This window comes from Caballeronia sp. (assembly GCF_028292365.1).
Classification (GTDB): domain Bacteria; phylum Pseudomonadota; class Gammaproteobacteria; order Burkholderiales; family Burkholderiaceae; genus Caballeronia.
The window spans coordinates 1-12389 of record NZ_JAQGMM010000606.1; the positions used below are offsets into that span (position 1 = coordinate 1).

The window sequence follows — 12389 nt, forward strand, 5'->3', positions numbered from 1 at the left end:
TGGCTCATGTGGTTGTCGATCACCTTCAGCTACTACGCCTTCTTCACGTGGATTCCGAGCCTGCTGGTACAGAACGGCATGACGATCACGCGCAGCTTTTCTTACTCGCTCGTGATCTATATCGCTCAGATACCGGGTTATTTCTCAGGCGCATGGTTGAACGAAAAAATCGGCCGGCAAGCGACTATTGCGTCGTACATGGTGCTGGGAGGAGTGTCGGCATTGGGTCTCGCGCTCACGCGCAGCGACGCGGGCATCATGCTGTCCGGCGTACTGCTGTCGTTTTTCATGAACGGCACGTATGCGGGTGTTTATGCATACACGCCCGAAGTTTTTCCAACCGATGTCCGCGCAACCGGCGCGGGGATGGCTTCATCAATTGGTCGGCTGGGTGCGATCGCCGCCCCTATCCTGGTCGGATATGTGTATCCGATACTGGGCTTTCCAGGCGTCTTTGGCGCAACCACGTTCGTGCTGCTGATCGGTGCGGCGGCAGTGGTGCTGATGGGCGTGCCGACGCGTGGACGGTCGCTTGAAGACATCGCGGCGCAGCAGTTGCGGGGTTAGCGGAATCACGGGGCTTATGCAGAAATCAGTACACGTCCCGTACATAACGCTTGTCCTTGACCATGCCGCTGACGTATTCGCGGGCCTTGTCGTCGCTCATGCCGGCATGGTGAGCCACGACAGATTTGAGCGCTGCGTCAACGTCGCGGGCCATGCGGCCCGCATCGCCGCAGACATAGAAATGGGCCCCCGCATCAAGCCACGACCACAATTCCGCGCCGTGCTCACGCATGCGATCCTGCACATAGATCTTCTCGGCCTGATCCCGCGAAAAGGCAAGATCGAGACGGTTCAGCAGACCCTTGCGGCGCATCTCGTCGAGTTCATCGCCGTAGTAATAGTCCGTGGCGGCATGCTGCTCGCCAAAGAACAACCAGTTGCGGCCGATGTCGCCGCGCGCGAGGCGTTCATGCAGAAAACCCCTGAACGGGGCTACGCCGGTGCCAGGGCCGACCATGATCATGGGTGCATCGCCGCTATGGGGAAGACGGAAATGCGCCGATTTCTGGACGAACACCGGCACGCTGGCGTCACCCGCACGGTCAGCCAGAAACGTCGAGGACACGCCCTTGCGCTGACGCCGGCCGTTGTTGTACCTGACTGCCGAAACAGTCAGGTGTATCTCGTCCGGGTGCGCCCTGGGACTCGATGCAATCGAATAAAGGCGCGGCTGCATGCGCTTGAGCATGCCAACCAGTTCAGTGGCTGACAGCTCCACCGGGAATTCATGCAGCACGTCAGCCAGTTGCTGACCCCACAGCCATTTTTTCAGGTCCGCTTTGTTGTCCTCGCGAAGCAGCCTGCTTAGCGCATTATTTTGACCCTCTGCACCGTTGCGCGTCCTGGCTGCGATAAACGCCAGTGCGTCGTGATTCGGGCGTGCTATTTCATAGTGCTTGCCGAGCGCGTCGGCCAGCCGCATCTCACCCGCACCCGCCACCTTCACGGGGGCATCAGCGCTAAGACCACTCAGGCCGATGAGTTCATCGACCAGTTCGGGGCAGTTTCTCGGCCACACGCCGAGCGCATCGCCAACCTCATAATCAAGACCCGAGCCAGCAGTATCCAGCGAGAAATAACGCGTGTCTTTTGTCGCGCCCTGCTTGTTGAGCCGCAGATTCTTCACCAGTCGCGACGCCGCCGGATGCGTCTTCGAGGGCGTGGTGCCGGGCAGTACGGCCGGAATCATGCCGTCAGCCGGGACTGCATGCAGCGCCGCATCCTCTTCCTTGATACGCGCGACGATCCGCTCGAGCCAGGCGTCGGCCGCGGGCTGGAACTCGGCATCGCAGTCGACCCGCTCCAGCAAACGTGTCGCTCCACGTTCGAGCAAACGGGTATCGAGCTTGCGGCCATGACCGCAGAACGCATCGTAGTTGCGGTCGCCAAAGGCGAGCACGGCGTAACGCACAGCATCCAGGCGCGGGGCGTTATCGGCACTAATCGCGGCCCAGAAACTCTCGCCGTTATCGGGGGCGTCGCCATCGCCGAAGGTGCTCGTCATCAACAGAACGTACTGCGCTTTCTCCAGATCGGACACCGCATAGTCGGCCATGCTCGTGGTCCGTATTTCGAAGCCGGACTCCATCAACTGAGTCGCATATCGCTCGATCAATGATTCGATATTCCCGGTCTGGGAAGCCCATAGCAACACGACTTTTGGCCGTGCCCGCGCAATGCGCACAGAGGACTCGGCGGTCGTTGCTGCAACCGGCGCGGCCAGCGTTGACACGGACGTTTCGGCGCGGCTGAACAGCCCCGCGAGGACACCGTCAAGCCAAAGCCGCGTGGCAGGGGCGATAGGCGCACCAAGCGGCAACGTCGGTACGCCATCTGTTGAGCGACCTTCCGTGGAGCGCAGGCCGCTCATGAAACCAGAGACATAGATGCGTTCGGAATCGCTCAGTTCGGGCGCGGGCGTATTCGGAATACCGAGCAGCATGGCAAGGGCGTCAATACGGGACATGTCCAGTTCCTGGTTCGGACGGGCTTGATCGGCGGCAGCGGGCTCGACGCGTTCCGGGCGGGCGGCATTGTCACGCATCTCGGGATTCGCCATGTCAGCTTTAGACGCTACGCGGCTGAGCGCAACGGCGCAAAACTTGAATTCAGGTTGCTGCGAAATAGGGTCGATCGCGTCATTCGTCACGGCGTTGATGCAAAGATCTTCGCCGAAGACATCGTTCCAATGCATGGGCGCAAAACAGTTGCCGGCACGAACGCGATCGGTGACGATCGCCGGCAGCACGGCACGGCCGCGGCGCGATCGAATCTCGACCGCGTCCTTCGCCTTGATACCCAGCGCGGCTGCATCTTCGGGATGAATCTCCACGAACGGAGCCGGGTTCAGCTTGTTCAGCATGGGCACCTTGCCGGTCTTGGTCATGGTGTGCCACTGATGCTGCAAGCGGCCCGTGTTCAGCACGATCGGCCGTTCACTGTCGGGCATTTCAGCCGGCAGCACATGCGGGCGAGCGAGGAAAACGGCCTTGCCGGTTGAGGTGGGAAAGACCAGGTGCGGACGGCTGCCGTCCGGCATTTCCCTGAGCGTTTGGCTCACGCCGTCGTTGACGTAGCGCACCGGATTGCGGTCGGCAGTAACGTCCGGCGCACACGGCCATTGCAAAGGTGTCTGGCGCAGGCGCTCATGACTCGCGCCGCGTAAGTCGTAGCCAGTCTTGAGATTCGATGTCCGGGTGATCTCGGCGAAGACCTCTTCTGCCGATGCGTAGCTGAACGCATCGGCGAAACCCATTTCACATGCCACGCGCGCGATGATCTGCCAGTCCGGCAACGCCGCGCCCGGCGGCTCGATGGCCTTCTGCGCAAGCGTCATGTTGCGCTCGGAGTTGATCATCACGCCTTCGGCCTCGGCCCACAACGCGCCGGGCAAAAGGACATCGGCGTAGCGATTCGTTTCGGTATCGAGGAAGGCATCCTGTGCAATGACCAGCTCTGCGGCCTGCAAGCCCGCGATCACGGTCTGCCGGTTCGGCACGCTTGCAACAGGATTTGTGCAGATGATCCAGCAGGCCTTGATCTCGCCCGTCACCATCCGCGAGAACATGTCCACGGTGCCTTGGCCAGGCGAAGTCTTGAGCGTGCCCTTCGGAACGCCCCACAGGTCCTCGATAAAATCCCGGTCCTCTTCCACCAGCACCGAACGCTGGCCGGGCAGCCCAGGTCCCATGTAACCCATCTCACGCCCGCCCATGGCATTAGGCTGCCCCGTGAGCGAGAACGGCCCGCTGCCCGGCCGACATATCTTGCCCGTGGCCAGATGCAGGTTACAGATGCCGTTCGTGTTCCAGGTGCCATGCGTGCTCTGGTTGAGGCCCATGGTCCAGCAGCTCATCCATTCGGGCGCCTCGCCGATCCATTGCGCCGCGCGGCGAATATCCGCTTCGGGAATCCCGGTGATCTCAGCCACCTTATCCGGCGCATAGTCCTCGAGAAAGGCAGGCATCGCATCCCAACCTTCGGTCGACTCGGCGATGAAACCAGCATCGGTATGACCGTTCTGATGCAACAGATACAGCAGACCATTGAGCAACGCGAGATCGGTACCCGGTTTGATCTGCATGAAGAGACTGGCTTTGTCGGCGGTGGCATTGCGGCGCGGGTCCACCACGATCAGCTTCGCACCAGCCTTCACGCGATCCATCATGCGCAGGAACAGGATCGGGTGGCAGTCCGCCATGTTCGCGCCGATCACAAAAAACAGGTTGGCCTTATCGATGTCCTCGTACGAGCCGGGCGGACCGTCGGCGCCCAGCGATAGTTTGTAGCCGCTCCCGGCGCTTGCCATGCAGAGCCGCGAATTGGACTCTATGTTGTTCGTGCCGACAAACCCCTTCGCGAGCTTGTTGACGAGGTACTGCGCCTCGATCGACATCTGCCCCGACACATAGAACGAAAGCGCGTCCGGGCCGTGCTCGTCAAGCAATCCGCGCAGGCGCCGGGCTGTGTCGGGAATCGCTTGCGCCATGGGCAACGGGATCGGGTCCTGATCCCGTTCGTGGCGAATGAAAGCGCATTCCAGACGGCCCGATTTGCGCAAGACCACATGCGCCGATGAGCCCTTGGTGCAGAGGCGTCCGAAGTTCGCCGGATGCTCCTTGTCGCCGGACACCTTGACCACCTCTCCCTTCTCGACTTGCAAGACCATGCCGCAGCCAACGCCGCAGTACGGGCACACAGTTTTGACGCTGCCGGAAATCATGATCGACTCTCGAACCCGCGTACCTTGCTCATACCGCGACCCATACGTGACCATCCTCCACGCGCGCGGCGAAGACGTTAACCGAGTTCTCCGGGATCTCGAGGCATTCACCCGTGCGAAGATCGTAGTGATGCTTGAAAATCGGCGATGCCACCACAATGCGCTCACCCAGATTGCCGATCAATCCGCGCGACAGCACCGACGCCTGCGAACCCGGATCGAAGTTATCGATCGCAAACACGCTGGGGTTGCCATCGGAGAGATGGAACACAGCGACTTGCTCGCCGTTGATGAGCGCACAGACCCCGGTGTTCGGCACGATGTCGTCGAGCGGGCACACAGGCACCCATGAGCTTGGAATTCGATCGTTGTTCATGATGATGTCCTTGATGCGGATCGGTAGATCGCGCGTGCTTCAAACCGTCTCGACAACCACCGGAATATCGATTCGCTTCAGTTGCCGTTCAACCGGCGTCGCCGGGCGAATCTGGCCACGCTCTTCGACAAAACTCACGTTCGCATCGGCTGCGTCGCTGTTCACAAAGTGACGGAAGCGCTTGCGCGTGTCCGGATCGTTGATGGCCTTTTTCCACTCGCATTCGTAGGTGTCGACCACGTGCTGCATCTCCGCTTCTAGTTCCGCGGCAAGCTGAAGCTTGTCGTGCACCACGACATCGATCAGGTACTCAAGCCCACCTTCCAGGTTGTCACGCCACACGCTGGTGCGCTGCAACCGATCCGCGGTACGGATATAGAACATCAGGAAGCGGTCGATGTACTGCACCAGCGTGGCACGATCGAGATCCGATGCAAGCAGCTCGGCGTGACGCGGTTTCATGCCGCCGTTACCGCAAACGTAAAGGTTCCAGCCCTTCTCCGTGGCAATCACGCCAATGTCCTTGCCTTGCGCTTCTGCGCATTCACGCGTGCAGCCGGACACGCCGAACTTGATCTTGTGGGGTGTGCGCAAGCCCTTGTAACGGTTTTCTATATCGATCGCGAGACCGACCGAATCGCCCACGCCATAGCGGCACCAGGTTGAACCCACGCATGACTTCACCGTGCGCACTGACTTGCCGTACGCATGACCCGATTCGAAGCCCGCCGCGATCAACTCTTCCCAGATCAGCGGCAACTGTTCAACCCGCGCACCGAACAAATCAACACGCGCCCCGCCCGTGACCTTGGTGTACAAGCCGTACTTCTTTGCGACCTGGCCGACCGCGATCAATCCATCGGGCGTGACCTCGCCGCCCGGCATCCGGGGGACAACGGAATAGGTGCCGTCGCGCTGGATGTTGGCGAGGTAATAGTCATTCGAATCCTGCAAGCTTGCGTGCTCTTTCTTCAGCACGAACTCGTTCCAGCACGATGCAAGAATCGCGGCGGCAGCGGGCTTACAGATGTCACAGCCAAGGCCGTGGCCATGCTTCGCGAGCAACGCGCTAAACGTCTCAATGCGCTCGACGCGCACCATGTGATAAAGCTCTTGGCGTGAGTACGGGAAGTGTTCGCATATGTGATTGTTGACCGCGAACCCCTGTTTTTTCATCTCGGCCTTCATCACCTGCGTGACGAGCGCGACGCAACCGCCGCACGAACTGCCGGCCTTGGTCGAGGACTTCAATGCACCGATGCTGGTTGCACCCGCGCAGACCGCTTCGCATAACTGGCCTTTGGACACGTTGTTGCACGAGCAGATCTGCGCGGTGTCAGGCAGCACATCAACGCCAAGACCGGGCTTTTGCTTGCCGTCTGACGAAGGGAGAATCAGGAATTCCGGCGCCTCCGGCAACTCGATGCGGTTCAGCATCATCTGCAAGAGCGTGCCGTATTCGGCCGCGTCGCCGACCATCACGCCACCAAGCAAATACTTGCCGCACTCGGATACCACCAGCTTCTTGTAGACCTGCTTGCGCTCATCGCTGAACTGATAGGCGCGGCTGCCCGGCGTCTTGCCGTGCGCATCGCCAATACTCGCCACGTCCACGCCCATCAGCTTCAACTTCGTGCTCATGTCGGCGCCCGTGAAACCAGCCGGCTCGCCCAGCAACTGCTTGGCGACAATACGCGCCATGTCATAACCCGGCGCAACCAGCCCGAAGACCTGTCCGTTCCAGAGTGCGCATTCTCCGATCGCGTAGATATCGTCGTCGCTCGTGCGGCAGTTGTCGTCGATCACGATGCCACCGCGCGCGCCGACGTCGAGGCCGCTGATCCGCGCAATCTCGTCGCGCGGGCGGATGCCGGCGGAGAACACGATCATGTCGGTGTCGAGATGGGTTGCATCGGCGAACTCCATGCGGTGCGTGCCGTTCTCTCCGTCGACTATGGCCACGGTGTTCTTCTGCGTATGAACCGTCACGCCCAGCTCTTCAATCTTGCTGCGCAAGACACGCGCGCCGGTGTCGTCGACCTGCACGGCCATCAGGCGCGGTGCGAACTCGACCACATGCGTCTGCAAGCCCATGTCGCGCAATGCCTTGGCGCATTCAAGCCCCAACAGTCCACCGCCTACGACCGTGCCCGTCTTCGAGCGCTCGCCGCATTCCTTCATTGCCTCAAGGTCTTCAATGGTGCGGTACACGAAGCAGTCACGGCGCTCATTGCCCGCAACCGGCGGCACGAACGGATAAGAACCGGTAGCGAGCACGAGTTTGTCGTACGCCAATACCTCGCCGGTGGACACCGTCACGCTCCGCGCCGCGCGATCGATCGACACAGCCTTCGCATTCAGTTCGAGCCGGACGTTCGCACGTTCGAAAAATCCCGGCTCGACCAGCGACAGGTCCTGCGCCGATTTGCCGGAGAAGAATTCCGACAGATGCACGCGGTCGTAAGCCGGCCTCGGTTCTTCGCATAGCACGGTGATATCGAGCCCATGCGCTGCATTCTCAGCGAGGCATTCGAGGAACTTATGGCCGACCATGCCATGGCCGATGACGACAATTTTCATGATCAGGACGCTCTCAATTAGCAATGCTGTTGTTGGCACCCAATGCATCTGCACGCAGCACAGCTTCCTGTGCCTTGTGCTCGGAACTGAAGCGCACCGCGAGTGCGCATAACGCGGACAACGTGACCAGCACGCCGAGCATCGCGAGCGTCTCCTGGACGTTGCCAAAGCCCTTCATGAGGAAGCCCGCTGCCACTGCGCCCACGTTGCCGCCCGCGCCAATAATCCCCGCTACGCCGCCCAGCGCCTGGCGATCGATGAACGGCACGAGCGCGTAGGTCGCGCCACACGCCATGTGCGTGAACAAGCCAAAGCTCAGCATGGCCACCACGGCGAGCGCCGCACTATCCGCATGTGAGAACCAGAAAAGCCCGAGGCCTTCGCCCGCGATCAGCACAAACAACAAGGTCGAGCGAATCTCCAGGCCACGCCGTGCCGCGGCCTTGTCCGAGAGCCAGCCGCCGAGCGCACGGGCAAACAGGGCGAGCAACCCAAAGCTGCCGGCAGCGACACCGGCGGCTTTCAGCGACAGATGGAAGTGATCGACGTAATAGATCGCGGCGATGTTGTGGATGAAGACTTCGACGCCAAAGCAAGCCGCATAGGTGACGAAAAGCATCCACACGCGATAGTTCGCGCAGGCGGCGCGAAAGCTCGCCCAGCCGCCCTTCTTGCCGCCGTCGATGGTGATGCCCTGAGCGCGCAATTGCGTGAAGTTGCCTTGCGGGCAGTCCTGCGTGAAGCGCCAGTAGAACCAGGCCATCACCGGCATGGCCAGCCCTGGGACGACGAGCGCGAGGCGCCATGCCGATGCATCTGCGGCGCCGAGTGCGAGCATGCCCGCAAGCAGCAACGGCACCAGCATTTGCGCCGCGCCGGCCCCGGCATTGCCCCAGCCGGCGCTGGCCGCGTTAGCCGTGCCGACCACGTTCGGCGCGAACATCACCGATGTGTGGTACTGCGTAATAACGAAGCTCGCGCCTACCGCGCCAATGCCGAGGCGACACAGCAGGAAGCTTTCATAACCGCCCGAGAGCGCCGCGCCGAACACGGGAAATGCGCCAAGGATCAGCAACCCCGTATAGACCTTGCGCGGACCGTAGCGGTCGCACATCGGGCCAATCACGAGTCGCACCAGGATGGTCGCCGCGACCGCGGCAATGTTGATATTGGCAACCTGATCGATGGACAGCCCGAACTCGCGCTTGATTAACGGCATCAACGGCGCACAGGCGAACCACGCAAAGAAGCAGACGAAGAACGCCATCCATGTGAGATGGAAAGCACGCATGGGCACGGTGCGCAGGCTGAAGAGATCAATCCGGGTTGCTTTGTCTGCCATTGTTTTTCCACAAAACAAAAAGGCGCCCCGTGAACCCAGCCGATGACTGAGTTCAGGGGACGCCTTTGTCCAAAAGGCCCGTCATGGGCCGCTGCTGAAGCCTTGCAATGAAACTGGACCGCCGTTGATCCATGGACGCTTTAAATGCAAGCGCCATGCCATGCCCGGCGGCTCTTTATCTGGTGGGCGTTTGCGGGTGGTCACGCATTTTCAGCCGGATACGTGCGGTGCATTTTGATGCAGCGCCGCACACTCGCGGTGCGAACCAGCACTGTCCGCGTGCGAGCGAGAAGTCATTCGGGATCGGCTTCACGAGACTGAAGAGAGCCTCGCGCATGCTCATGCGCATTAGGAGCGTGGCTTCGCGCGGCGGGCAGCTTACTGATCAAAGGATCAGTCAACGCGCGCGTTAAAACCAACCTCTTCTGGCCTGGATATTGCCTATGTCTGGCTGTGCACGGCAACGATGTCGGGCGCGTGGATATCACAGTCTTATTGATGTGAATGCCGGTAAACACCGGCGACTCAGGACAACGGCGTCCCTTCGTGCAAGAGCACGAGCGGACGCCGTTTTTCGTTGGAGCGCGGCGGCAGATGCATGCTTGTTAAGCCACCAAAGGACATCACGATGACAACAGGCAAGGTCACCTTGCTTAGCGCCGGTCCCGGCGATCTGGACCTGCTCACGATCAAAGCCGCCAAAGCATTAGCGCTGGCGGATATCGTGTTGCTGGACGATCTCGCCAATCCCGAGATCGTGTCGCTTGCGCCACGAGCTCGCGTGATCCGGGTGGGCAAGCGCGGCGGCTGCAAGTCGACACCGCAAGCCTTCATCCAGCGATTGATGCAGCGTTATGCCCTCAAGGGACTGCACGTGGTTCGCGTGAAGGGTGGCGACGCCCTGCTGTTCGGACGCGCGGGCGAAGAACTCGCAGCACTGCGGCACGCGCGGATTCCGGTAGAGATCATCAACGGCATTTCGTCCGGCTTTGCAGCGGCCGCGAGTCTCGGGATATCGCTGACGCATCGCGAGCATTGTCAGGGCGTAACCTTCGTTACGGCGCACAAGCAGGATCATGGTGAACCCGACTGGGCCGCGCTCGCGGCAACTGGCACCACGCTCGCGATCTACATGGGCATGACGCGTATCGAAAGCCTGTGCCATGCACTGCTCTCGGCGTTGCCGGCGTGCACCCCTGCCGCAGTGGTTCAATGGGCAGGAACAGCATCCGAGCGGCGCTGGCTTGGGCGGCTGGATTGCATGGCGACTGACGCCGTGAAAGCAGGTCTGCGAAGCCCCGCCGTGATCCTCGTTGGCAACGCGATCAGCGAAGCGGTAGATTCGGTGAATCACCATGGGACCAGCGCTCTTGCCGTGAACGAGCATGCGGCCTTCAACGCATGGCAACACATCACTGATACGGTCCAGCATGCAGCCTGACACGCGCACAGCGCACGCGGTCTCCATGGTGCTCGCCAACCCGCCGCCGGCCAGCGTTGCGGCCGGCCGATCTTGCATGAGCTATTCCGGCGCCTGATCCATGCTTCGCGTGCTGCTCGTCACCGACACCGACAAACCCATTGGCGATCTTCGCCAGGCGCTTGCACGCCTGGGCTACGACATGCTGGCCGAGGTGGCGACCCCTGCGGCCTTGCCTGAGGTGGTGGAAGAACAGCGCCCGGATGTGGTCATCATCGACACAGAATCGCCTTCACGCGATACGCTCGAGCAACTCGCCGTAATGAACGAAACCGCGCCGCGCCCGGTCCTCATGTTCAGCAACGACGGCGACCAGAAACTGATTCACGCGGCGGTCAGTGCAGGCGTGAGTGCTTACCTTGTCGAAGGCCTGGAGGCCGCGCGGCTTGCACCCATTCTCGAAGTCGCGCTAGCGCGTTTCGCCCGCGAGGAGCAATTGCGCAAGCGGCTCGCCGAAGCCGAGAACGAACTCGCGGACCGCAAGCTGATCGACCGGGCCAAGCGCTTGTTGATGGACCGGCGCAAGATGTCCGAACCGGAGGCTTACGCCATGCTGCGCAAGCGCGCAATGGACGAGGGAATGAAGCTTGCCGAGGTTGCGCGACAGTTGGTGTCGATGGCCGATTTATTAGGGTAGCCCCAGAACATGAACACGCCCACAGCCGCTTTGAACCACGCGTCCGAGCGACCCGAGAAGACTCACATCCGCCTGGGTTTCGTGGCGCTGAGCGATGTCGCCCCGCTCGCCGTTGCCAAGATCCTCGAGTTTGGCCACAGCCATGGCCTGACGCTCGAACTGTGCCGGCAACCCTCTTGGGCTGCTGTGCGCGACAAGCTGTTGTCCGGCGAGATCGATGCGGCGCACGCGCTCTACGGGCTCGTGTACGGCGTCCAGCTCGGTATTGGCGGACCGCAAGGCGACATGGCCGTGCTGATGGTACTGAACCGGAATGGCCAGGCCATCACGCTGTCGAATCCGCTTGCCGATGCGTTGAGCAGGAGCGGCAATTTGAAGGAGGCGCTCGCGTCGCTCGGCCGTCCTCCGGTCTTTGCACAGACCTTTCCGACCGGCACGCACGCGATGTGGTTGTACTACTGGCTCGCAGCGCTTGGCGTGCATCCGCTGCGCGACATTCGCAGCATCGTGATCCCGCCGCCGCAAATGGTCGATGCGTTGGCCGAGGGCCAGCTCGACGGATTTTGTGTCGGTGAGCCGTGGAACGCGGTTGCCGAGTCGCGCCGCGCGGGCAGGACCGTCGCGATCACGAGCCAGATCTGGCCGGACCACCCGGAAAAGGTGCTTGCCAGCCGGCGCGATTTTGTCGCGCTTTATCCGAACACTGCACGCGCGCTGATCCAGACAATGCTCGAGGCGTGCCGATGGCTTGACGATCCCGCACATCGCGCCGACATCTCGACGTGGCTCGCCGCGCCGGAACTGTTAGGCGTCCCGCAGGAATTGATCGCGCCACGCCTGCTCGGTGACTACGGTGACTATGATGCGGCGCAATTCCCCGGACAGCCGCTCCCCCGCCCCGCTAGTTTCTTCGATAAAGGCGCCGTCAACTATCCGCGTCCGTCCGATGGCCTGTGGTTCCTGACGCAATATCGCCGATGGGGTTTGCTAAGCGGCAGTCACGACGACGCCGCAATTGCAGCGGCGATCAGCCAGACGGCGCTGTATCGCGAGGCCGCCGAATTGGCGGATGTTCGCGTACCGGACGAGATTCGCGCGGACATACTGCTCGACGGGCGCGTCTGGGACGGACAAAATCCCGCCGCCTATCTCGACGGGTTCGCCATGCGTGCCTGACGCGGTGGG

General features: G+C 61.5%; 8 protein-coding genes. 4 read left to right on the plus strand and 4 right to left on the minus strand.

All coding sequences use genetic code 11. The annotated features are described in order from the left end of the window. On the plus strand, positions 1-567 hold a 567-nt coding region (locus JWR14_RS35510), incomplete at its 5' end, for an MFS transporter (protein ID WP_299718855.1). Between the two features lie 25 nt (positions 568-592). On the opposite strand, the gene JWR14_RS35515 is transcribed toward JWR14_RS35510, so the two are convergent. Genes JWR14_RS35515 through JWR14_RS35530 form a run of 4 tightly spaced genes read right to left on the minus strand, consistent with a single transcriptional unit; the run spans position 593 to position 9087 of the window. After that, positions 593-4789, minus strand: coding sequence for a bifunctional nitrate reductase/sulfite reductase flavoprotein subunit alpha (locus JWR14_RS35515; RefSeq protein WP_299718857.1), 4197 nt, complete (start codon positions 4787-4789; stop codon positions 593-595). Positions 4790-4817: 28 nt separating this feature from the next. Continuing rightward, entirely contained in the window at positions 4818-5165 is a 348-nt protein-coding gene (gene nirD, locus JWR14_RS35520; RefSeq protein WP_299718859.1) for a nitrite reductase small subunit NirD, read from the minus strand. Between the two features lie 39 nt (positions 5166-5204). Beyond that, positions 5205-7745, minus strand: coding sequence for a nitrite reductase large subunit NirB (nirB, locus tag JWR14_RS35525; RefSeq protein ID WP_299718861.1), 2541 nt, complete (start codon positions 7743-7745; stop codon positions 5205-5207). A gap of 13 nt (positions 7746-7758) precedes the next feature. After that, positions 7759-9087 (minus strand): MFS transporter, encoded by a 1329-nt coding sequence (locus JWR14_RS35530; protein ID WP_299718863.1) that lies wholly within the window; start codon positions 9085-9087, stop codon positions 7759-7761. 628 nt (positions 9088-9715) lie between these two features. Between JWR14_RS35530 and cobA the strand changes: the two genes are divergently transcribed. The 3 genes from cobA (at position 9716) to JWR14_RS35545 (ending at position 12380) form a co-directional block, all read left to right on the plus strand. Continuing rightward, positions 9716-10528, plus strand: a complete 813-nt coding sequence (cobA, locus tag JWR14_RS35535) for a uroporphyrinogen-III C-methyltransferase (RefSeq protein ID WP_299718865.1) — start codon at positions 9716-9718, stop codon at positions 10526-10528. Positions 10529-10628: 100 nt separating this feature from the next. Then, positions 10629-11204: an ANTAR domain-containing protein gene (locus JWR14_RS35540; RefSeq protein ID WP_299718867.1), complete on the plus strand. Its 576-nt coding sequence runs from the start codon at positions 10629-10631 to the stop codon at positions 11202-11204. A 9-nt stretch (positions 11205-11213) separates the two neighbouring features. Then, positions 11214-12380: a CmpA/NrtA family ABC transporter substrate-binding protein gene (locus JWR14_RS35545; RefSeq protein ID WP_299718869.1), complete on the plus strand. Its 1167-nt coding sequence runs from the start codon at positions 11214-11216 to the stop codon at positions 12378-12380. Positions 12381-12389: the final 9 nt, after the last annotated feature.

Bases quoted from the DNA above. Each gene is read 5' to 3' on its own strand.
- cobA (WP_299718865.1), top strand. From the start codon at position 9,716: ATGACAACAGGCAAGGTCACCTTGCTTAGCGCCGGTCCCGGCGATCTG.
- JWR14_RS35530 (WP_299718863.1), bottom strand. From the start codon at position 9,087: ATGGCAGACAAAGCAACCCGGATTGATCTCTTCAGCCTGCGCACCGTG.
- nirD (WP_299718859.1), bottom strand. From the start codon at position 5,165: ATGAACAACGATCGAATTCCAAGCTCATGGGTGCCTGTGTGCCCGCTC.
- nirB (WP_299718861.1), bottom strand. From the start codon at position 7,745: ATGAAAATTGTCGTCATCGGCCATGGCATGGTCGGCCATAAGTTCCTC.
- JWR14_RS35540 (WP_299718867.1), top strand. From the start codon at position 10,629: ATGCTTCGCGTGCTGCTCGTCACCGACACCGACAAACCCATTGGCGAT.
- JWR14_RS35545 (WP_299718869.1), top strand. From the start codon at position 11,214: ATGAACACGCCCACAGCCGCTTTGAACCACGCGTCCGAGCGACCCGAG.
- JWR14_RS35515 (WP_299718857.1), bottom strand. From the start codon at position 4,789: ATGATTTCCGGCAGCGTCAAAACTGTGTGCCCGTACTGCGGCGTTGGC.